Annotated in this window: 19 protein-coding genes; 9 read left to right on the plus strand and 10 right to left on the minus strand. The window is 58.6% G+C overall.

What is annotated here, in order from left to right:
• Window positions 1–35: 35 nt before the first annotated feature.
• A complete protein-coding gene (locus GH769_RS11130) occupies window positions 36–1,346 on the plus strand; it encodes an MFS transporter (RefSeq protein WP_032903042.1) in 1,311 nt (436 codons plus the stop codon).
• A gap of 48 nt (window positions 1,347–1,394) precedes the next feature.
• Here GH769_RS11130 and GH769_RS11135 read toward each other — a convergent pair whose 3' ends face one another.
• Window positions 1,395–2,099 (minus strand): SDR family oxidoreductase, encoded by a 705-nt coding sequence (locus tag GH769_RS11135; protein ID WP_014718499.1) that lies wholly within the window; start codon window positions 2,097–2,099, stop codon window positions 1,395–1,397.
• A 101-nt stretch (window positions 2,100–2,200) separates the two neighbouring features.
• Between GH769_RS11135 and GH769_RS11140 the strand changes: the two genes are divergently transcribed.
• From GH769_RS11140 to rarD, 3 genes are all read left to right on the plus strand, one after another.
• Window positions 2,201–3,103 (plus strand): LysR family transcriptional regulator, encoded by a 903-nt coding sequence (locus GH769_RS11140; protein ID WP_014718500.1) that lies wholly within the window; start codon window positions 2,201–2,203, stop codon window positions 3,101–3,103.
• 81 nt (window positions 3,104–3,184) lie between these two features.
• The gene (locus GH769_RS11145) at window positions 3,185–4,195 is read left to right on the plus strand and encodes an aldo/keto reductase (RefSeq protein WP_032903041.1); all 1,011 of its coding nucleotides are present in this window, start codon (window positions 3,185–3,187) and stop codon (window positions 4,193–4,195) included.
• A 36-nt stretch (window positions 4,196–4,231) separates the two neighbouring features.
• Window positions 4,232–5,113 carry an EamA family transporter RarD gene (gene rarD / locus GH769_RS11150; RefSeq protein ID WP_014718502.1) on the plus strand — a complete coding sequence of 294 codons (882 nt, stop codon included), beginning with the start codon at window positions 4,232–4,234 and terminating at the stop codon, window positions 5,111–5,113.
• 58 nt (window positions 5,114–5,171) lie between these two features.
• Here rarD and GH769_RS11155 read toward each other — a convergent pair whose 3' ends face one another.
• From GH769_RS11155 to GH769_RS11165, 3 genes are all read right to left on the minus strand, one after another.
• Window positions 5,172–6,332 carry a dermonecrotic toxin domain-containing protein gene (locus GH769_RS11155; protein WP_032903064.1) on the minus strand — a complete coding sequence of 387 codons (1,161 nt, stop codon included), beginning with the start codon at window positions 6,330–6,332 and terminating at the stop codon, window positions 5,172–5,174.
• A 235-nt stretch (window positions 6,333–6,567) separates the two neighbouring features.
• The gene (gene hppD / locus GH769_RS11160) at window positions 6,568–7,644 is read right to left on the minus strand and encodes a 4-hydroxyphenylpyruvate dioxygenase (RefSeq protein WP_014718504.1); all 1,077 of its coding nucleotides are present in this window, start codon (window positions 7,642–7,644) and stop codon (window positions 6,568–6,570) included.
• A gap of 246 nt (window positions 7,645–7,890) precedes the next feature.
• Entirely contained in the window at window positions 7,891–8,814 is a 924-nt protein-coding gene (locus tag GH769_RS11165) for a DMT family transporter (RefSeq protein ID WP_014718505.1), read from the minus strand.
• Window positions 8,815–8,891: 77 nt separating this feature from the next.
• Between GH769_RS11165 and GH769_RS11170 the strand changes: the two genes are divergently transcribed.
• The 3 genes from GH769_RS11170 to GH769_RS11180 all read left to right on the plus strand — a co-directional run bounded on the left by GH769_RS11170 (window position 8,892) and on the right by GH769_RS11180 (window position 12,130).
• Window positions 8,892–9,770 carry a LysR family transcriptional regulator gene (locus GH769_RS11170; RefSeq protein ID WP_032903040.1) on the plus strand — a complete coding sequence of 293 codons (879 nt, stop codon included), beginning with the start codon at window positions 8,892–8,894 and terminating at the stop codon, window positions 9,768–9,770.
• A 255-nt stretch (window positions 9,771–10,025) separates the two neighbouring features.
• Complete coding sequence (locus tag GH769_RS11175; RefSeq protein ID WP_020302760.1) at window positions 10,026–11,570, plus strand: EAL domain-containing protein; 1,545 nt, start codon at window positions 10,026–10,028, stop codon at window positions 11,568–11,570.
• A 194-nt stretch (window positions 11,571–11,764) separates the two neighbouring features.
• Window positions 11,765–12,130, plus strand: coding sequence for a histone-like nucleoid-structuring protein, MvaT/MvaU family (locus tag GH769_RS11180; protein ID WP_014718508.1), 366 nt, complete (start codon window positions 11,765–11,767; stop codon window positions 12,128–12,130).
• Window positions 12,131–12,240: 110 nt separating this feature from the next.
• Here the strand turns inward: GH769_RS11180 and GH769_RS11185 are convergent, their stop codons facing one another.
• Window positions 12,241–12,777, minus strand: coding sequence for a DUF4946 domain-containing protein (locus tag GH769_RS11185; RefSeq protein ID WP_032872390.1), 537 nt, complete (start codon window positions 12,775–12,777; stop codon window positions 12,241–12,243).
• A 179-nt stretch (window positions 12,778–12,956) separates the two neighbouring features.
• Between GH769_RS11185 and gloA the strand changes: the two genes are divergently transcribed.
• A complete protein-coding gene (gene gloA, locus GH769_RS11190; protein ID WP_003191301.1) occupies window positions 12,957–13,478 on the plus strand; it encodes a lactoylglutathione lyase in 522 nt (173 codons plus the stop codon).
• 132 nt (window positions 13,479–13,610) lie between these two features.
• Here gloA and ahpF read toward each other — a convergent pair whose 3' ends face one another.
• The 3 genes from ahpF to GH769_RS11205 form a co-directional block, all read right to left on the minus strand.
• Entirely contained in the window at window positions 13,611–15,176 is a 1,566-nt protein-coding gene (ahpF, locus tag GH769_RS11195; protein ID WP_020302758.1) for an alkyl hydroperoxide reductase subunit F, read from the minus strand.
• A 130-nt stretch (window positions 15,177–15,306) separates the two neighbouring features.
• Window positions 15,307–15,870 (minus strand): alkyl hydroperoxide reductase subunit C, encoded by a 564-nt coding sequence (ahpC, locus tag GH769_RS11200; RefSeq protein WP_003191303.1) that lies wholly within the window; start codon window positions 15,868–15,870, stop codon window positions 15,307–15,309.
• A 133-nt stretch (window positions 15,871–16,003) separates the two neighbouring features.
• Complete coding sequence (locus GH769_RS11205; protein ID WP_153649759.1) at window positions 16,004–16,936, minus strand: site-specific integrase; 933 nt, start codon at window positions 16,934–16,936, stop codon at window positions 16,004–16,006.
• Window positions 16,937–17,105: 169 nt separating this feature from the next.
• On the opposite strand from GH769_RS11205, the gene GH769_RS11210 reads away from it, so the two are divergent.
• Window positions 17,106–18,113, plus strand: coding sequence for a DNA-binding protein (locus tag GH769_RS11210; RefSeq protein ID WP_014718512.1), 1,008 nt, complete (start codon window positions 17,106–17,108; stop codon window positions 18,111–18,113).
• Here the strand turns inward: GH769_RS11210 and gorA are convergent, their stop codons facing one another.
• Both gorA and galU read right to left on the minus strand, forming a co-directional pair.
• Window positions 18,114–19,472: a glutathione-disulfide reductase gene (gorA, locus tag GH769_RS11215; protein ID WP_032903037.1), complete on the minus strand. Its 1,359-nt coding sequence runs from the start codon at window positions 19,470–19,472 to the stop codon at window positions 18,114–18,116.
• Window positions 19,473–19,577: 105 nt separating this feature from the next.
• A complete protein-coding gene (gene galU / locus GH769_RS11220) occupies window positions 19,578–20,417 on the minus strand; it encodes a UTP--glucose-1-phosphate uridylyltransferase GalU (RefSeq protein ID WP_003173830.1) in 840 nt (279 codons plus the stop codon).
• Between the last annotated feature and the right edge of the window lie 31 nt (window positions 20,418–20,448).

Raw genomic sequence — 20,448 nt, forward strand, 5'->3', positions numbered from 1 at the left:
CGCACCGCGAAAAATCATAATAAAGAGAGAATCCCATGTCACAGAGCGCCACTGCCGCACTGGCCAGCGATGACGATAAGAACGCCATCTACAAGCGCATCACCCTGCGCCTGATCCCCTTCATCTTTATCTGCTATCTGTTCAATTACCTCGATCGGGTAAACGTTGGCTTTGCCAAGCTGCAGATGCTCGATGCGTTGAAATTCAGTGAAACCGTGTACGGCCTGGGGGCCGGGATTTTCTTTATCGGCTACGTGCTGTGCGGCGTGCCGAGTAACCTGGCGCTGACCCGGTTTGGCCCGCGGCGCTGGATCGCATTGATGATGATCGTGTGGGGTACGCTCTCCACATGCCTGCTGTTTGTGACCACACCCACGCATTTCTACGCCCTGCGCCTGCTCACCGGTGCCGCTGAAGCCGGCTTCTTCCCCGGTGTGGTGTTGTACCTTTCGCAGTGGTTCCCGACCTTCCGCCGTGGGCGAATCATGGCACTGTTCATGTCGGCGATCCCGGTGTCCGGTTTGCTCGGCAGCCCGTTTTCCGGCTGGATTCTCAATCACTTTGCCGCAGGCCAAGGTGGCTTGGCGGGCTGGCAGTGGATGTTCCTGCTGCAAGGCATCCCGACCGTGATCCTCGGCGCCCTCGCCTATTTCCTGCTCAGTGACAGTTTCGCCAACGCCAAGTGGCTCAAGCCCCATGAGCGTGCGGTACTGGAAGCTGACCAGGCCACAGACCTGGCAAACAAGCCGAAAACCACCAGCGACTCCCTGGCCCAAGTGTTCAAGAACCCGGCGATCTGGGCATTCGGCCTGATCTACTTCTGCATCCAGAGTGGCGTGTATGCGATCAACTTCTGGCTGCCGTCGATCATCAAGAACATGGGTTTCAGCGACAACCTGGTGATTGGCTGGCTCAGCGCGATTCCGTATCTGTTGGCGGCAGTGTTCATGCTGCTGGTGGGCCGCTCTGCCGATTTGCGCAAGGAGCGCCGCTGGCATTTGGTGGTACCGATGTTGATGGGCGCCATTGGCCTGGTGATCGCCGTTAACTTCGCCACCACCCCCGCTATCGCCATTCTCGGCCTGACCATCGCCACCATGGGCGCCCTCACCGGCCTGCCGATGTTCTGGCCGGTGCCCACCGCGATGCTCAGCGCGGGTGCGGCGGCGGGTGGCTTGGCGTTGATCAACTCCATGGGGCAGATGGCGGGGTTTCTCAGCCCGTATATCGTGGGTTTTGTGAAGGATGCTACCGGCTCTACGGATGTGGCGTTGTACCTGCTGGCGGCGGTGATTGTGAGCGGCAGTGTTCTGGCATTGCGGATGACGCGCACGCTCAAGGCCTGACGCCTTCAACGTGGGAGGGATCTGCTCCCTCCCACTTGGGCCATGTATTTACAACAGGCCGCCACCGTCGATATCAACCACCGCACCGGTCATAAAGCCATTTTCCATGGCCAGTACATACCCCGCCGCCACTTCTTCAGCCTGCCCCACCCGCCCAACCGGCAACCCTTGGCCCGCCTTGGCAAACATTGCCAAACGTTGCTCTTGGCCAAGCCCTGCATAGGCCGGTGTGTCTATCACCCCTGGGCTGATCACATTGACTCGACGCGGCGCCAGTTCCTTGGCCAGTTGCTTGCCCAAGGCCTCGGTCGCAGCGTTAATGCCCGTCTTGATGAACTGCCCTGCCGCTAACTTGCGCCCCAACTGGCCCGAGGTCAGGGTGATGCTGCCCTGCTCGTGCAAAAACGGCAGCGCGTGTTGAATGGCGCGTAGTGCGCCCCAGAGCTTTACATCGAAGTTGTCCCGGGCTTCATCCAGGTCTGTTTCGATCAAAGGCTTGGCCCGCACCGAAGGCCCCGAGGTGTAGACCAGATGGTCAAAGCGCCCCACGGTTTCGAACAACTGCTTTAACGAGGCGCTGTCGGTGACGTCCACCGGCTCGTTGCGCAGCCCGCTGTCGGAACCTGGCGCCAAGCGGCGCCCGGCCACGATCACATGCGCGCCTCGCGCCAAGGCTGCCTGGGCAACTGCCGCGCCGATACCGCTGCTGCCACCGATGACGATGATGGTTTTACCGCTCAGAGAAGAGGTCATGAGAAAACTACCTGGGTCAGAAAGTGAACGTTCATCTTCCCAGCTTGGTAATCGATGAAAAATCCGGGTAAAACGACAAGATCTTTAAAGGATTTTTATCAATGAGCTCGATTCTCGACCTTGAAGTCTTCGTGCGCAGCGCCGACACCGGTAGCCTGACGGCCGCCGCCCGTGGCCTGGGCCTCACGCCAGCGGCCGCGAGTATCGCCCTCAAGCGCCTTGAAACCCGTCTCGGCATCCGCCTGCTTGCCCGCTCCACCCGCAGCATGCGCCTGACCGAAGAAGGCCGGCGTTATCTGGACAGCGTGCGGGTAGCGCTGGAAGCCCTGTCCGAAGGCGAACATGCCATCAAGCAACAAGGCCAAAGCCTCAGTGGTTTATTGCAATTGGCCGCTCCCTCGGACTTCGGTCGCAATGTGCTGTTGGGCTGGTTGGATGAGTTCAAGCTGGAGCACCCCACTATCCGTCTGCAACTGTTGCTCAACGACAGCAATGCCGATTTGTTTCGCGACACTGTCGACATCGCCTTGCGCTTTGGCGTGCCGAGAGACTCCAGCCTGGTGGCCCTGCCGGTGGTACCCGATCACCATCGCATTGCCTGCGCCAGCCCCGACTACTTGGCGCGCCACGGCACCCCGCATACGCCCGAAGACTTGGCCCACCACAGCACGCTGCGCTACATGCGCCGGGGCCAGGCCAATAGCACCTGGTATTTCCGCCAGGGGACCTTGCTCCAGGAGGTTGAAGTGAGCGGTGACTATCTCAGCGACGATGGCGAGATTGTCCGCCGCTGGGCGTTGGCGGGGCATGGCATTGCCTATAAAGCCAACCTGGACGTGGCCCGTGATATCCAGGCTGGGCGGCTGGTGCCCCTGCTACTCGACTGGCAAGGCGAACCCACGCCATTCAACCTGATGTGCCCTCACCGCCTGCAAGTGTCAGAACGCGTGAAAGTGCTGCATCGTTTTTTACAGGCCCGTTGCGAGACTTTGCTACGCGCATGAACAAATCCGCTCAGGGCTTGTTCCAGAGCGCTCGGGTCTGGTATTGCATGACTCACGTTTACCTGCCATGAGGAGCTTTGCATGATTTACCGTACATTGGGTCAGTCCGGGTTAAAGGTCAGCGCTCTGACCCTCGGCACCATGATGTTTGGCGAGCAGACCGGTACCGAAGACTCGCTGCGCATCATCGACAAGGCCTGGGACCAGGGCATCAACTTCATCGATACAGCTGACGTGTATACAGGCGGACGCTCCGAGGAAATCGTCGGCGAGGCGATTGCACGCAACCGCCAGGATTGGGTGGTGGCCTCCAAGGTCGGCTTCGGCCCTACCGACGGCGTGCCCAACCGCAGCGGTTTGAGCCGCAAGCGTCTGTTCAACGCGCTGGACGCCAGCCTGGCACGCCTGGATACCGACTACCTGGACATCTACTACCTGCACCGCGAAGACCACCACACGCCGTTGGAAGTGACCGTGTCCGCCATCGGCGACCTGATCCGCCAGGGCAAAGTCCGCTACTGGGGCCTGTCCAACTACCGAGGCTGGCGCATCGCTGAAGTGATTCGCGTGGCTGAACGCCTGGGCGTGGATAAACCCATTATCAGCCAGCCGCTGTACAACATCGTCAACCGTCAGGCCGAGGTCGAACAGATCACCGCTGCAGCGGCCTACGGCCTGGGTGTGGTGCCTTACAGCCCGCTGGCCCGAGGGGTTCTTAGCGGCAAGTACGCCCCGGACGTCACGCCCGAGCCCGGCAGCCGTGCCGCGCGCCAGGACAAGCGCATCCTGGAAACCGAGTGGCGGGTTGAATCACTGCGCATTGCCCAGCAGATCCAGCAATACACTCAAGGGCGTGGCGTGGGGATCGTCGAGTTCGCAATCGCCTGGGTGCTGAACAATGCGGCGGTGAGCTCGGCGATTGTCGGGCCGCGAACCGAGGCGCAGTGGGACGCCTACACCGGAGCGCTGGCGGTGAAGATCAGCGCTGAGGACGAGGCGTTCATTGATTCGTTGGTTACGCCAGGGCATTCGTCCTCGCCGGGGTTCAACGATGTCGGGCATTTTGTATCCGGTCGATTGGCACGCCTGTAGACTACCCGCGCAATAATTGGCTTTCGCGAGGGCAGCGTGTCTAAAGGTGTTGTGTTATCGGTCTTGGCCTCGGTGTTGTTTGCCGTGATGTATTACTTCACATCACTGCTTACGCCCCTGAGTGGCCTGGAGATTTTCGGCTGGCGCATGCTGCTCACCGTGCCCTGCATGACGGTGTTCATGCTCGTCAGCGGCGAGTGGCGCAGGGTCTGGGAACTGCTGCGCATGCTGGCGGCCAAGCCACGGCTGGTCGGCGGCGTACTGGTGTCGTCGGCCTTGCTCGGCGTGCAGTTGTGGTTGTTCATGTGGGCGCCGCTCAATGGGCGCAGCCTGGACGTGTCCGTGGGGTATTTTCTGCTGCCGTTGACCATGGTGCTCACCGGGCGCCTGGTCTACGGCGAGCGCCTGTCGCGGCTGCAACAGATTGCTGTGGTGTTTGCCGCGCTGGGTGTGCTGAATGAGCTGTATCAGGCCGGTGGTTTTTCCTGGGCAACACTGGTAGTGATCATCGGCTACCCGGTGTACTTCGTGGTGCGTAAATACCTGACCACTGATCATCTGGGAGGGCTGTGGCTGGATATGGCGTTGATGCTGCCGGTGGCCTGGTGGTTTGTACAAAGCGGCGAACAAGGCTTTGCCGTACTGGATGGGCATCCAAAGCTCTATGCATTGATTCCCATGCTGGGCCTTATCAGTGCCTCGGCGCTGGTGAGTTACATCATTGCCAGTCGCTTGTTGGCGTTCAGCCTGTTCGGGCTGCTGAGCTATGTGGAGCCGGTATTGCTGCTCGCGGTGGCGTTGCTGTTGGGCGAAGGGATCGAGGGCGGACAGTGGCTGACCTATATTCCGATCTGGCTGGCGGTGATGGTGCTGGTGTATGAGGGATTCAAGCATTTGGTGCGTCAGCGCCGGGCTTGATGGGAGGCTGAGAGTGGATGTCGGCTGTGGGGGCGTCCGTACCCCTCTGTCAATTGAGTCAGGTCCTGACTTCGGTTGTCGGCACATCAGGTGTGCCGGCAACTTGTTCAATGACGTTGGCGGTATCTTCCAACCTCTCTCGCCACTTACCGTAATAGGGGATGTTGTGTTGAGCTTGGTTGCCTGCGCTTTCCAGCTTGGCATCCATCTCTTGCTGATCGACACCAAACAGCTTGCCGATACGGTTGTCGCGGTTCAATTCAAGCAACGTTCCTTTGACGGGGTCTTTCGCGATGGTTTCGATGGAGTGGGCTATGTCTTCAGGAACACCCAGCGCTTTCAACGCGGTGGCGAGGCCATGCCCAGGACTTCTGAGTTGCTTCAGGAATTCGTCGTAAAGACCGTTTAGATTATTGGCATCCACATTGTCCAAGGAAACACTGGCTATTTTTTTGCGGAACGCATTGAACGTCATGGGTTCAAGCGGTTTGTTTTCGTTCAACCCATTTTGAACGAAATAAAATCTGCGCTTCTTGGCGTCCTTTTTTTGTCCCTCGCCGTACAAGTTTCCATAAGCGTCGTAACTATAGACGATGGCTTCTCCATCTGGCCGATATCCGACATAAAACGCCTTGCCATCAGGTTCCAGTTTATAGAGCTGTGTTCGCACCAGCCCGTCGACCTGAACCGGAGGGATCGAAGTGCCCTTGTTTAAACGCTCGAAGATATCCCCCTTCTCATAACCAAAATTTCCTACCACTGCATTGCTATCGCCATCAGCGAACATGCCAAATTTCTGGTTGACCCGCTCCTCCTGCTTGGGCGCTTGATCATTGGCAAAATGCTTCGTAAATCGCTTGCGCTCAATCGGATCATTGGCCACGTCTTTGAGCCAGTCCGTCATCTGCTGCGCATTATCGAACTCATGAAACGAGGTCACGTCGTCTTCCGGCATGTACAGGACGAAATTAGGCCCCTCTTCTGTAAGCGGCACCCGCTTGATCATTATCAGGTCGTTGGACTGAACACCATCAACGGCAAATGTCGAGACCTGCACCCCTGGACTTCCCGGTTTGTTGGGTGACAGCGCGGCCTCCGTCAGTTGATGCGCTTTGGCGGTGAGTGTGTTGCCCAAATACTCGGTTTCACTGTCATCGAGAAACTTTTTACGCGCCTGATCGACTGGGTCTGCATTACCGGCTGAGCGAACATTGCGCACAGGCCCTATCTGCTCGGTTGATGTAGATGGGCCAATCGGGCGTTGAAGGGGAGGAGAATTCACATTCATAAGAGGGCCTCTTGATATTGGACACGCAGAAATTGTCTGCGCCCTACCCTCTGAGTGATATTTCAAGAAGCGTCTGTTCCCAATAAACCACAGGCCATTTGCAACACGCTGCATCAGGCACAAAACAGCCCGGTAAAAACCGGGCTGTTTTGCTTTAGCCTGTCGATCAATCGGCGGTCAGCACACCACGACGCACCTGGTCGCGCTCGATCGACTCGAACAGCGCCTTGAAGTTGCCCTCTCCAAACCCATCGTCGCCTTTACGCTGGATGAATTCGAAGAACACCGGGCCCATCAGGGTTTCCGAGAAGATCTGCAGCAGCAGGCGCTTGTCACCGGCAACCGACGAGCCGTCCAGCAGGATGCCGCGCGATTGCAATTGATCCACTGGCTCGCCATGGTTCGGCAGGCGACCTTCGAGCATTTCGTAGTAAGTGTCTGGCGGCGCGGTCATAAAGCGCATGCCGATCTTCTTCAGCGCGTCCCAGGTCTTGATCAGGTCGTCGGTGAGGAACGCTACGTGCTGGATCCCCTCGCCATTGAACTGCATCAGGAACTCTTCGATCTGCCCGGCGCCCTTGGACGACTCTTCGTTCAACGGGATCCGGATCTGGCCGTCCGGCGCGCTCATGGCCTTGGAGGTCAGGCCGGTGTACTCGCCCTTGATATCGAAATAACGCGCTTCACGGAAGTTGAACAGCTTCTCGTAGAAATTGGCCCAATAGATCATGCGCCCGCGATAGACGTTGTGGGTCAGGTGGTCGATGACCTTCAGGCCAGCGCCTACCGGATGGCGGTCAACGCCTTCAAGGTAGACGAAGTCGATGTCGTAGATCGAGTTGCCTTCGCCGAAACGGTCGATCAGGTACAACGGCGAACCGCCAATGCCTTTGATCGCCGGCAGGTTCAATTCCATCGGGCCGGTGTCGATGTGGATCGGCTGGGCACCCAGTTCCAGGGCGCGCTTGTAAGCCTGCTGCGAGTCCTTGACCCGGAACGCCATGCCGCACACCGACGGGCCGTGCTCGGCCGCGAAGTAGGAAGCGAGGCTGTCGGGTTCGTTGTTGAGGATCAGGTTGATCTCGCCCTGGCGATACAGGTGCACGTTCTTGGAACGGTGGGTGGCCACTTTGGTGAAGCCCATGATCTCGAAGATCGGCTCCAGTGTGCCCGGGGTCGGCGAGGCGAATTCGATGAATTCAAAGCCCATCAGGCCCATTGGGTTTGCATGTTGGTCGGTCATGTTCGGTGCCTCATCATTCTTGTAGGTAGCAATTGTTTAGTTGCGAGCAAGGATGAGGCTGGAGGGTGGCGCACAAGAAAGGCCTCGCACGCTGCGGGCGAGGAAGTCACCAAAGATGAGGGGCGAGCCAAGTAGCTTCATGGTGTCATCAGTCTCTGACGGCCGAGGCTTGCGTGAGCGCAAGTCCATATTCTTGTATGCGTAAACTGATTCTACACAGCGTAACCGGGTTTGTCCGTAGTCTTATCAAATCCCCATTACCCTGCCCTGCGCAAGGGGTTTGTTACACAGGTAGATGCCCAGCAGGATGACCGCCCCCCCCACCCACATCGCCATCGTCAGCGGTTCGTCCAGCAGCACCGCGCCGCAAATGACCGCCGTCAATGGGTTGAGCGCGATGAACACCCCGGACCGTGTGGCGCCTATGCGACGAATGCCATCGTAATAGCCGATATACGCCAGCGCCGAACCCATCACGCCCAGGTACATCAGGCTGAGCAGTTGCGGCAGATCAATAGCGTGCAGCTCTGCCATGGTCACGCTGGGTGAAACCAGCGCCGTAACGCTTAGCATCAGCGTGCCCAGCAGCACCGACCAGGTCACGGTCTGCAACGGCCCCAGGCTCTGATTGAGCCCACGGGAGAACAGCGTGTAAACGCCCCACCCCGCCACGCAACCGAGGATCAGCAGGTCACCGGCCCAGGCCATGGTCGCGCCCTGCAATGCCTGGGGATTGCGACTGATGATGACGGTCGCCGCGCCTGCCAGGCACAACGCGATACCGATACATTTGATGCGGCCCAGGCGCTCCTTGAACAACCACCAGGACGCCAGGCCGATCACCGCCGGGTTCAACGCGACAATCAACGAGGCGCGTGACGCATTGGTGTACTGCAGCCCATAAAAGAAGCACAGGTTGTAAAAGAAAATCCCAAAGAACCCCAACACCGCCAATTGGCCCCATTGGCGCGTGCTGGGGCGCACCAGGGCCGTGCGCGAAGCGGCCATGAACAGCAGCAATGCTGCGCTGGCCAAGGTGAAGCGCAGAGTGGCGGCCAGCAGCGGGTGGACCTGATCAGCCAGGTAGCGCCCTGCGACAAAGGTGCCGCCCCAGATCATGGTGACAGCGGCAAGCTTCAGATAAGTGAGGCCATCGGCGACGTGACGCATAAGGCGGTGCTCAGGTGAGGGACGAATGGGCGTATTCTTTGGCTAATCACTCATCATCGTAAAATGAGCCTTTACTCATGACCCTGACCCAACTGGAAATCTTTTCTCTGGTGGCCGAACTGCAAGGTTTTACCAGTGCGGCGCATCGCCTGGGTATCAGCCAGTCGGCGGTGTCCCACGCGATCAAGGCCTTGGAGCAGGAACTGGGGGTGGAGTTGTTTCGGCGCCATCAGACGGCGGTGGAACTGAGCGAAATCGGCGCACAATTGCTGGGACGCGCCCGGGCCATGCTGGGGCTGGCCAACTCCTTGCAGCAGGAAGCGGCGGATGCACGCGGCATGAAGCGTGGCACGCTGCGTATCGGCTCGTTCGGGCCGACGGCGTCGGTTCGGTTGTTGCCGCCTATCCTCAGGCGCTTTCGCCAGGTTTATCCGGGTATTGAAGTGCATGTGGATGAAGGGCCTGATCGCCAGGTCATTCAGTGGCTGGATGAGCGCCGTGTGGATATCGGTTTTGTGGTGCTGGAGCAGGAACGCTTCGATACGGTCGCGCTGCTGGAAGATCAACTGGTGGCGCTGCTACCGGCCGGGCACCGGTTGGCCGCCCTTGAGGCCGTGCCCCTGCAAGCGCTCTGCGATGAACCCTTTATTCTGACTGAAGCCGGCTCGTCGGAGCTGGTGATGCGCTTGTTCAGTCAAGCCCGATTGCAGCCCAAAGTCCGGTACCGCTGTGCGCAGTTGCTCAGTACATTGGAGGCGGTCAGTCGGGGCGATGGTTTGAGTGTGGTTGCGCAGGCCTCCTTGCCGGAACATAGCGACTGGCGTTATGTGGCGTTGCCATTGGCGCCGCAGGTCCCACGCCGGATCGGACTGGCGGTGCTGGATCGACGACAGTCCTCCCCGGCTACCCTGGCATTCATCGAGCTGGCGCAAGGGTTGTACCCCTCGCTCACTTAGTGACCTGGCTATGCGCAGCGTCCTCTCATGCGTCGCACCCTACATAGTCACCCAATGTAGTGAAACGCAGCGTCGGCGACACCCTCCACACTCTGTACTTCAACGGACTTTGCGGGTTCGGGCGGGGGCGGTGCCTGATCCCCGCCACCACTGACCGAACGGCGAGGTCAACCCGCTTGAAACAAGTGAGCAGGCCTGCGTAATGCCATCTATCATCGGCTTATCTCACTCTTTTTCTCGCGACTGACTGCCCCTATGCCCCTGACTGTCAAAGGCCCACGAAGCCGAGCCGCACGCTATTTCATCAGTGCAACCAGCGGCGTGTTGCCCATCTTGCTGGGGGTTGTGATTCTGTACTGGCAAGCCGAGCGCACCCTTGAGCAAAGCACGGCGCAAACCGCTCAAGAAGCGGTCCGCCAGTTCGACCTGATGCTCGACAATACCGCCATCGCTGCCCAGGCTTTGCTGCCGCTGGCCGGTAAACCTTGTGACAGCAGCGCCAAGTTGGCGCTACGTGAACAAGTCACGCGCCGGCCGTTTGTGCGGGCCACGACGCTGTCCTGGCAGAAAAACATCTATTGCAGCTCGTTGTTTGGCGGTCGCTACCAATCGCCCGTCAACCCGGACGACTATGTGGATGGGCGCCTGTGGTTGATGAAAGGTAACCCCGTTACACCCGATACCGCCCTGCTGGTGTACCGCCTGGTGGAAGGCGATCAAGGCGCGTTTGCCTCGGTTGACGGTTACCACCTCACCAACGCCTTGCGCTTGATCAGCCGTTACGCGTACTTGGTATTGCAAGTCGGCCCGAACTGGCTGGGGGCCGACGGCAAGGTGCATCAAGGCGCGTTGCCGGTATTTGCCGTGGCCCCACAACGCCTGGCTTCCGAGCGCTATCGCTACAGTGTCGAAGCCGGGATGCCCCAGGGTGAAGTCTGGCGCTACATGCAGGCGCGGTATCCGGCGCTGTTCAGCCTGGTGGTGTTTTTCGGCATATTGGCGGGGCTGCTCGCTCACTGGCTGCAAAAACGCTCGTCCGCGCCAACCCACGAGTTACAACGCGCCTTGGGCGCCAATGAGTTCATCCCGTATTTCCAACCGGTGGTACGGGGTGACACACGCCAATGGGCCGGCTGTGAGGTGCTGATGCGCTGGAGGCATCCCAAAGAAGGCCTGGTGCGCCCGGACCTGTTTATTCCCCTGGCCGAAGACTCTGGCCTGATCGTGCCGATGACCCGCGCCCTGCTGCGCCAGACCGCCGCGCAACTGGCGCCCCATGCCGCACGTTTCAGCCCCGGCTTTCATATCGGCGTGAACATCACTGCACGCCATTGCCAGGACATGGCGCTGGTGCAGGACTGCCAGGAATTTCTGGCCGCGTTCCCACCCGGCCAGGTCACCCTGGTGCTGGAGCTGACTGAGCGGGAGCTGATCGAACCCACCGAGACCACCCGCCGGCTGTTCGAGGCCCTGCATCAACTGGGCGTCATGATCGCCATTGATGACTTCGGCACCGGCCACTCCAGCTTGGGCTATTTGCGCAATTTCAATGTCGACTACTTGAAGATCGATCAAAGCTTTGTCGCCATGATCGGTGCAGATGCGCTGTCGCGGCATATTCTCGACAGCATCATAGAGTTGTCGGTCAAGCTGGATCTAGGCATTGTTGCCGAAGGTGTAGAAACAGCCCAACAGTGTGAATACCTCGTGGCCCAAGGCGTGGATTTCCTACAGGGTTACCTGTTTGGCCGACCATTACCCTGCGATGAATTCATTAAATCCTTGGGGATCGTTGAATAGCCTTGCGCGGTCTACGATGAAAGATTGGTCTTTCTTTAAAAGACATGATTTACTCGGAATGAATTAACTACTACAATTTTTTCTGCCTGTGCAGAACTCGCAGAAGGGTCTTTTTCGTTGACGTGGCTTAACGTTCTTGGCTTATAGCTTTGTCTGCAGTTGATATCCGCAACTACATTATTGGAGTACAGATTTTGTCCAGACTCGCCGAATTTCGCGCAGCAGAAAAAGCCCTTCAAGAGCAGCTTGCACAGCTGGAATCTTTGAAGAATGACGCTGGCTTGAAGAAAGAAATCGAATTCGAAGAAAAGCTCAAGACGCTGATGGGCAAATACGACAAAAGCCTGCGCGACGTGATCGCCATCCTCGACCCAGCGCCACGCAAAGGCGGCGCACCGGCCGCCGCCGCGCCAAAACAGCGCCGCGCACGGGTGGTCAAGGTTTACCACAACCCGCATACCGGCGAGCTGATCGAGACCAAAGGTGGCAACCACCGCGGCCTTAAAGCCTGGAAAGAACAGTACGGCGCTGCCACTGTAGATTCCTGGCTTCGCGGCTGAAACATGTACTAAAAAAAGCCCCGCATACGCGGGGCTTTTTTTGCTCTAGCGGTTCGGAATCGAATTTAACTTAGCGTTCACATTGTTCACATTCGCTCAGCTTGAGCGGGTCAAAGTTTCAGACTGTTACGCACCGAACTGATTTCCTCCTTGCTCGCCTCGTACGCTTGCGCTTGGCCCGCGTATGAAAATACATAGGCCTTATCGACATCCAGCGCACCGACTAATGTTTGCGACAATACGTGTCGACCGTTCTCGGTAATCACACAGGTAGTTTCCAGCGCGTCAAGCCGACTCAATGTCGTGGGGTGCATTTTGCTGCACACGCTTTGATAACCGCCACGGGCAAAGTCTTTCTGGATCGACTTGCGCATCTCCAGCAACACGCCGGGAAGATTAACTTTATGGCCGGTTTCTATCGGCGTCCCGGTCAACTCCATCACCATCAACGTGGCGCCATTTTCATCATTCTTGATCGCTCGCTGCCGGGACACTGCTTGGGGTTTGGCAGGGAGTTCGCCGTCAGGCACGACTTCTTCGACCTGCCAACCGCTGGGCCAATGGACCTGCGGGTCAGCTGCCAGCACAAACGGGCTGCCCAACAACACGCACACAGCACTCAACAGCGGCCTACGAAACTCGATCATTGCAAAAAACACCCAAGGTTCCAGCCGCAAAGTGTGCGGCCCGGCGCGCGCTGACCGCAAGGGTTTAGCGCGCTTTTTCATTTGGCGCAGCCGGTGCGCCTTGCGTATCATGGCCCGCCTGCATGGAGGCAGGCCGCAAGCCAATGGACCGCTCATCTCACATTTTTTCTGGAGGGCCCATGAGCCTGCACGAATTGAACACCTTCCCGGGCGTCACTGCCCAACCCGACAACGCTACGGCGAACTTCGTGTTCAACCACACCATGTTGCGGGTCAAGGACATCACCAAGTCGCTGGACTTCTACACGCGCATCCTGGGTTTCTCCCTGGTCGAGAAACGTGACTTCCCGGAAGCCGAATTCAGCCTGTACTTCCTGGCCCTGGTGGACAAGGCCCAGATCCCGGCCGACGCCGCCGAGCGTACCCAATGGATGAAATCGATTCCGGGCATCCTCGAACTGACCCACAACCACGGCACCGAAAACGATGCCGACTTTGCCTACCACAACGGCAACACCGACCCACGCGGCTTTGGCCATATCTGCATCTCGGTGCCGGACATTGTGGCGGCGTGCGAACGTTTCGAAGCCTTGGGCTGTGATTTCCAGAAACGCCTGACGGATGGCCGCATGAAGAGCCTCGCGTTCATCAAGGACCCGGATGCCTATTGGGTTGAGATCATCCAGCCGGCGCCGATGTAATAAGCACTGCGTGACGCGGAGCGTCACCGGATGCATTCCCCCGCGGAGCGTGGGAACGAGAATCCCGCGCCGGGCGTGGGAACGAGAAAAACCCCATGATCGCTCATGGGGTTTTTCATTTTCAGCCCAGGATTACGCCGGAGCAGAGGTGCGGATCAAGTGATCGAACGCGCTCAACGAAGCCTTGGCGCCCTCGCCTACTGCAATCACGATCTGCTTGTACGGCACGGTGGTTACGTCACCGGCGGCGAACACGCCAGGCAGTGAAGTCTCGCCACGGGCATCGACAATGATCTCGCCGCGCGGCGACAGCTCTACCGTGCCTTTGAGCCAGTCGGTGTTGGGCAGCAAGCCAATCTGCACGAAGATGCCTTCCAGGTCGATGGTCTTGAACTCACCGCTGTCGCGGTCCTTGTAGGCAAGGCCGGTGACTTTCTGGCCATCGCCTTTGACCTCACTGGTCAATGCACTGGTAATCACATCCACGTTCGGCAGGCTGTAGAGCTTGCGTTGCAACACGGCGTCGGCGCGCAGCTTGCTGTCGAACTCAAGCAAGGTGACATGGCTGACGATACCGGCCAGGTCAATGGCCGCTTCCACGCCGGAGTTACCGCCGCCGATCACCGCCACACGCTTGCCTTTGAACAGCGGGCCATCGCAGTGCGGGCAGAAGCACACGCCGCGGGCTTTGTATTCCTGCTCACCGGGCACACCCATCTCTCTCCAGCGGGCGCCTGTGGCCAGGATCACGGTCTTGGACTTGAGGGTCGCACCGCTTTCGAAGCGAATTTCGTGCAGCTCCCCGGCATTTTTCGCCGGTACCAGGCTGCTAGCGCGTTGCAGGTTCATGATGTCCACATCGTACTGACGCACATGGGCTTCCAGCGCACTAGCCAGTTTCGGCCCTTCGGTTTCCTGTACCGAGATAAAATTCTCGATGGACATGGTGTCCAGTACCTGGCCACCAAAGCGTTCAGCCGCCACACCGGTACGAATACCTTTACGTGCCGCGTAAATGGCAGCCGAGGACCCGGCGGGGCCACCGCCAACCACCAGGACGTCGAAGGCGTCCTTGGCGCTGATTTTTTCCGCGGCTTTCTCGATACCGCTGGTGTCGAGCTTGGCGAGGATTTCTTCGAGGCCCATGCGGCCCTGGCCAAAGTTGACTCCGTTCAAGTAGACACTCGGGACCGCCATGATCTGGCGCTCATCGACTTCAGCCTGGAACAGCGCGCCATCAATCGCAACGTGGCGGATGTTCGGGTTCAGCACGGCCATCAGATTCAGCGCCTGGACCACGTCCGGGCAGTTCTGGCACGACAGCGAGAAGTACGTCTCGAAGCTGAACTCGCCTTTGAGGGCGCGGATCTGTTCAATTACTTCGACACTGGCTTTCGATGGGTGGCCACCCACTTGCAACAGGGCCAGCACCAACGAAGTGAATTCATGGCCCATAGGGATGCCGGCGAAACGCAGGCTGATCTCAGCACCCGGGCGATTGATGGAGAACGATGGCTTGCGCGCATCATTGCCATCGGTGTTCAGGGTAATCAGCGTTGAGAGGCTGGTTACGTCCTGCAAAAGAGCAAGCATTTCCTGGGATTTCGCACCGTCGTCGAGGGAGGCGATGATCTCGATCGGCTGGGTGACCCGTTCCAGGTATGACTTCAACTGAGCTTTAAGATTGGCGTCCAACATACGGGCGATTTCCTGTTCATTCGGTTTATTGCAGACAAAAAAACGCCCGAGCGACTCTCGCCCGGGCGTTTTGAGGGCGGATGCAGCTTACTTAAGTGCGGATACCCGCCCTTGATACGCGTTCACAGACTTAGATCTTGCCGACCAGGTCCAGAGACGGCGCCAGAGTGGCCTCGCCTTCTTTCCATTTGGCTGGGCAGACTTCACCCGGGTGGGCAGCGACGTACTGAGCGGCCTTGATCTTGCGCAGCAGCTCGGAAGCGTCACGACCTACACCGCCGTCGTTCAGCTCAACGATCTTGATCTGACCTTCCGGGTTGATCACGAAGGTGCCGCGGTCTGCCAGGCCAGCCTCTTCGATCAGCACGTCGAAGTTACGGGAGATGGTCAGGGTTGGGTCGCCAATCATGGTGTACTGGATTTTGCCGATGGCTGGCGACGTGTTGTGCCAGGCAGCGTGGGCAAAGTGGGTGTCGGTAGAAACGCTGTAGATTTCGACGCCCAGCTTCTGGAATTCGGCATAGTTGTCAGCCAGGTCTTCCAGTTCGGTTGGGCAAACGAAGGTGAAGTCGGCTGGGTAGAAGAAGACAACCGACCACTTGCCTTTCAGGTCAGCGTCGGTCACATCGACGAAGCTGCCGTTTTTGAAAGCGGTGGCTTTAAACGGTTTTACTTGGCTGTTGATGATAGGCATCGTTGACTCTCCGTCAGGGGTTAAGAAGTTGATGAAGTGAATCCTACCGGCTCTTACGGTCGATGGCTCATTGGCAAACCTGATGCTGACGATTGGGTTTCTCTATCAGGTGACGCTATTAATAGAAAAAATCTCAAATCAGCGGTTGGGTTGCCAGGGTCATGCCCAGAAACGGCGTCGCTTCAACATAGCGCATCGCAGATTTCATGTCGTTCCAGCCGACGTAACTCATCAGGGACTTCAAATCCCAACCACTGCGATGCGCCCAAGTGGCAAAGCCCCGACGCAGGGAGTGGCTGGTGTATTGATCGGCGGGGATGCCTGCGCGCTCAAGGGCCTGGCGCAATAACGGGATCACACTGTTGGGATGCAAGCCCTCCTCACCCAGGTTGCCCCAGCGGTCGATGCCGCGAAACACCGGGCCGCGCACCAAAGCCGAGGCGCTGAGCCACTCGCTATAAGCCTGCACCGGGCACAGCCGGAGCAACGCTGGGGTCTGGTAGGTTTTGCCGAGGTTGTCACGGTCACTTTTGCTGCGTGGCAAGTACAGGCTAATGCCTGCGCCTGGCACGGCCTGCACGTGCTCGATGCTTAATCGGCACAGCTCATCACTGCGAAAACCCCGCCAGAAGCCCAACAGAATCAGCGCAGCGTCGCGCTTGGCCCGCAGCAAGCGCGGCTGGTCGTGATGCTCGCTGGCCTGTTTGGCTTCAATGTCCAGGGCGGCGATTACTTGCTCCAACTGCGTGATCTGCAAAGGCTCGGCCTGCCGCTCCCGCACCGGGTGCAAGGCGCGGATGCCCTTGAGCACCTTGCGTACCACCGGCGCCTTCGTCGGGTCGGCAAACCCTTGGCTGGTATGCCATTGCGCCAAGGCCGAGAGCCGCAGTTTCAAGGTGTTGACTGCCAACACCCCGGCATGCGCCACGAGGTAGCGCGCCACGCTGTCGCTGGTGGCCGGCAGGAACCCTCCCCAACTGACTTCGAAATGCTCGATGGCCGCGCGGTAGCTGCGGCGCGTGTTGTCGCGGGTGGCAGCGTTGAGATATCGGTCCAGGTCGCTCATAGGCGTCTTTTCGTACCGCTGACGGGTGAATGGCTGATGAAAATGCTTATGACACGGGATAATACGCCAATATCCCATCTGTTAAATCATGAATTTCAACGAGTTTTTAATCGTGTTACAGTATGTACATACATACTCTGTACCACAGTACTAAATCGACGGAGACCCCATGGCTCGCGGCGGCATAAACAAAGCAGTAGTGCAAACGGCACGCCTGGCGATCCTCGCCCGTGGCGAAAACCCCAGCATCGATGCGGTGCGTATCGAAATGGGTAATACCGGCTCGAAAACCACCATTCATCGCTATTTGAAAGAGCTGGACGAAAGTGAGACGCGCCAGACCATCACCCAAGCGCCGATCGACGATGAGCTTGGTGAACTGGTCGCACGCCTGTCCCAACGCCTGAAAGAGAAGGCCCAAGAGCCGATCGACCTGGCCCTGGCGCAATTCGAGCAACAAAAAGCCGCCCTGCTCGCCCAGGTAGAAACCCTGGAAGAAGCGCACACCCAGCTCAAACAGCAATTTGATATCCAGGCCGCTGCCCTCGCTGAAGAAAGCGCGGCGCTGCAAACTGCCAGCACCAGCCTGCAGACCGAGCAAACCCGTAACGCCGGGCTGAGCCAGGCGTGCAGCGACTACGAGCTAAGGCTCAACGACAAAGACGAGCAGATTCGCTCACTGGAAGAAAAACACCTGCACGCCCGCGATGCGCTTGAGCATTACCGCACTGCCATCAAGGAGCAGCGTGAACAGGAACAGCGTCGCCATGAGGGCCAGTTGCAACAGGTACAGGCCGAATTGCGTCAGGCCCAGCAAAGCGCTCTGGTGCGTCAGGACGAAATCACCCAACTGCATCGCGACAACGAGCGCCTGCTGAGTGAGCAGCGAGTGACCGCCAAGGAATTGAATACGCTGCAGGAGCACGCTCGCCAGGACCAGGCGCTACAGTTGAAACTCAAGGAACAGCTCAGCCAGATCGACAGCGAGCGCACCCTGCTCCAGGAGCGCCTACGGGTTGCCGTGCTGGACAGCCAATCGCGCCAAGCGTCACTGCTTGAATATCAGCAGCACAACAAGGCGCTTGAGCTGGACCTGATCAAGGCCCAGGCAAGCATCGAAGCCCTGCGCCTGGCGACCGTCGTTGCAACGGTGCCAGAGGCAGCAGAGCCAAGCTGATCAGGGCGCCACAGGCGTGCGCATGGTGACGAATTCTTCCGCCGCCGTAGGATGCACGCCGATGGTTTCGTCGAAATGCTGCTTGGTCGCGCCCGCCTTGAGCGCGATCGCCAGCCCTTGCACGATCTCACCCGCATCCGGGCCGACCATGTGGCAACCCAATACTTTGTCGGTGTCGGCGTCGACCACCAGCTTCATCAGGGTCTTTTCCTGGCAATCGGTCAGGGTCAGCTTCATCGGCCGGAACCGGCTTTCAAAGATCTGCACGTTGTGGCCATTTTTGCGTGCATCCTCTTCAGTCAGGCCGACTGTGCCGATATTCGGCAGGCTGAACACCGCCGTCGCGATATTGGCGTAATCCACCGGGCGGTATTGCTCGGGCTTGAACAACCGCCGCGCCACGGCCATGCCTTCAGCCAGGGCCACCGGCGTCAGCTGCACACGACCAATCACATCGCCAATCGCCAGGATCGACGGCTCGACGGTCTGGTAGAGATCATCCACCGCGACGAAACCGCGCTCGTCCAGTTTGACCCCGGTATTTTCCAGGCCCAGGTTATCCAGCATTGGACGGCGGCCAGTGGCGTAGAACACGCAATCGGCTTCCAGCACGCGGCCATCCTTCAAAGTGGCCTTGAGGCTGCCGTCGGCCTGCTTGTCGATGCGCTCGATGTCGGCATTGAACTGCAAGTCCAGGCCGCGCTTGGTCAGCTCTTCTTGCAGGTGTTTGCGCACCGAACCGTCAAAGCCGCGCAAGAACAGATCGCCGCGATACAGCAATGACGTTTGGGCGCCCAAGCCGTGGAAGATGCCGGCGAACTCAACGGCGATATAACCACCACCCACTACCAGCACGCGCTTGGGCAGCTCTTTAAGAAAGAATGCCTCATTGGAACCAATGGCGTGCTCGCGCCCTGGAATCTCAGGGATCTGCGGCCAGCCGCCGGTGGCGATCAGGATGTGCTTGGCAGTGAAGCGCTCACCGTTGATCTCCACCTGATGGGCATCGACCAGGCGTGCATGCCCTTCATGCAGGGTCACGCCGCTGTTGACCAACAGGTTGCGATAGATACCGTTGAGGCGGTTGATCTCACGATCCTTGTTGGCGATCAGGGTCGCCCAATCAAAGTTCGCCTCACCCAGGGACCAGCCAAAGCCGCTGGCCTGTTCAAAGTCTTCGGCAAAATGCGCGCCGTACACCAACAGCTTCTTTGGCACGCAGCCGACGTTCACACAGGTGCCACCCAGGTAGCGGCTCTCGGCCACCGCCACCTTGGCGCCAAAGCCTGCGGCAAAGCGCGCCGCGCGAACACCGCCGGAACCGGCGCCAATTACATACAGGTCAAAATCGTAGGCCATTTCACTCTCCTCGGCAGGACACCAGCATACCGACTTACATGGGGCTAAAAAACGAAAAAGCCACCCGAAGGTGGCTTTGGCTTAAAACGTACCGGCAAGCGTGAATCAGTAAGCCTTGCCCGTCTTGTAGAAATGCTCGTAGCAGAAGTTGGTCGCTTCGATGTAGCCCTCAGCGCCGCCGCAGTCGAAACGCTGGCCCTTGAACTTGTAGGCAATCACGCAACCATCTTTGGCTTGCTTGAGCAGAGCGTCGGTGATCTGGATCTCGCCGCCCTTGCCTGGCTCGGTTTCTTCGATCAGCTTGAAGATGTCCGGCGTGAGGATGTAACGACCGATAATCGCCAGGTTCGATGGCGCGTCTTCCGGTGCTGGTTTCTCGACCATGTCGCGTACGCGGATCAGGCCATCGCCAATATCGTCGCCGGCGATAACACCGTACTTATTGGTTTCGGTTGGGTTGACTTCCATTACCGCAACGATGGTGCAACGGTATTTCTGGTAGAGCTTGACCATCTGGGTCAGCACACCGTCGCCTTCCAGGTTGACGCACAGGTCGTCCGCCAGGACCACGGCGAAGGGTTCATCACCGATCAGCGGGCGGCCGGTAAGGATGGCGTGGCCGAGGCCTTTCATCTGGGTCTGACGGGTGTAGGAGAACGAGCACTCGTCGAGCAGTTTACGGATACCGACCAGGTATTTTTCCTTGTCGGTGCCCTTGATCTGGTTTTCCAGCTCATAGCTGATGTCGAAGTGGTCTTCCAGCGCGCGCTTACCACGACCCGTGACGATGGAGATCTCGTTCAAACCGGCATCCAGTGCCTCTTCCACACCGTACTGAATCAGTGGCTTGTTCACCACTGGCAGCATTTCTTTGGGCATGGCTTTGGTCGCTGGCAAGAAGCGAGTGCCGTAACCGGCTGCTGGGAACAAGCATTTCTTGATCATATGAGTCCTTACAAAGGGCTGTGCGTACGGA

It is taken from the genome of Pseudomonas sp. CFSAN084952, from assembly GCF_009648855.1.
GTDB lineage: Bacteria > Pseudomonadota > Gammaproteobacteria > Pseudomonadales > Pseudomonadaceae > Aquipseudomonas > Aquipseudomonas paracarnis.

What these genes read in the sequence shown, in the direction of transcription:
- GH769_RS11130 (WP_032903042.1), top strand. Translation starts at nt 36, where the DNA reads ATGTCACAGAGCGCCACTGCCGCACTGGCCAGCGATGACGATAAGAAC.
- GH769_RS11135 (WP_014718499.1), bottom strand. Translation starts at nt 2,099, where the DNA reads ATGACCTCTTCTCTGAGCGGTAAAACCATCATCGTCATCGGTGGCAGC.
- GH769_RS11140 (WP_014718500.1), top strand. Translation starts at nt 2,201, where the DNA reads ATGAGCTCGATTCTCGACCTTGAAGTCTTCGTGCGCAGCGCCGACACC.
- GH769_RS11145 (WP_032903041.1), top strand. Translation starts at nt 3,185, where the DNA reads ATGATTTACCGTACATTGGGTCAGTCCGGGTTAAAGGTCAGCGCTCTG.
- hppD (WP_014718504.1), bottom strand. Translation starts at nt 7,644, where the DNA reads ATGACCGACCAACATGCAAACCCAATGGGCCTGATGGGCTTTGAATTC.
- GH769_RS11165 (WP_014718505.1), bottom strand. Translation starts at nt 8,814, where the DNA reads ATGCGTCACGTCGCCGATGGCCTCACTTATCTGAAGCTTGCCGCTGTC.
- GH769_RS11170 (WP_032903040.1), top strand. Translation starts at nt 8,892, where the DNA reads ATGACCCTGACCCAACTGGAAATCTTTTCTCTGGTGGCCGAACTGCAA.
- GH769_RS11175 (WP_020302760.1), top strand. Translation starts at nt 10,026, where the DNA reads ATGCCCCTGACTGTCAAAGGCCCACGAAGCCGAGCCGCACGCTATTTC.
- GH769_RS11185 (WP_032872390.1), bottom strand. Translation starts at nt 12,777, where the DNA reads ATGATCGAGTTTCGTAGGCCGCTGTTGAGTGCTGTGTGCGTGTTGTTG.
- gloA (WP_003191301.1), top strand. Translation starts at nt 12,957, where the DNA reads ATGAGCCTGCACGAATTGAACACCTTCCCGGGCGTCACTGCCCAACCC.
- ahpF (WP_020302758.1), bottom strand. Translation starts at nt 15,176, where the DNA reads ATGTTGGACGCCAATCTTAAAGCTCAGTTGAAGTCATACCTGGAACGG.
- ahpC (WP_003191303.1), bottom strand. Translation starts at nt 15,870, where the DNA reads ATGCCTATCATCAACAGCCAAGTAAAACCGTTTAAAGCCACCGCTTTC.
- GH769_RS11205 (WP_153649759.1), bottom strand. Translation starts at nt 16,936, where the DNA reads ATGAGCGACCTGGACCGATATCTCAACGCTGCCACCCGCGACAACACG.
- GH769_RS11210 (WP_014718512.1), top strand. Translation starts at nt 17,106, where the DNA reads ATGGCTCGCGGCGGCATAAACAAAGCAGTAGTGCAAACGGCACGCCTG.
- gorA (WP_032903037.1), bottom strand. Translation starts at nt 19,472, where the DNA reads ATGGCCTACGATTTTGACCTGTATGTAATTGGCGCCGGTTCCGGCGGT.
- galU (WP_003173830.1), bottom strand. Translation starts at nt 20,417, where the DNA reads ATGATCAAGAAATGCTTGTTCCCAGCAGCCGGTTACGGCACTCGCTTC.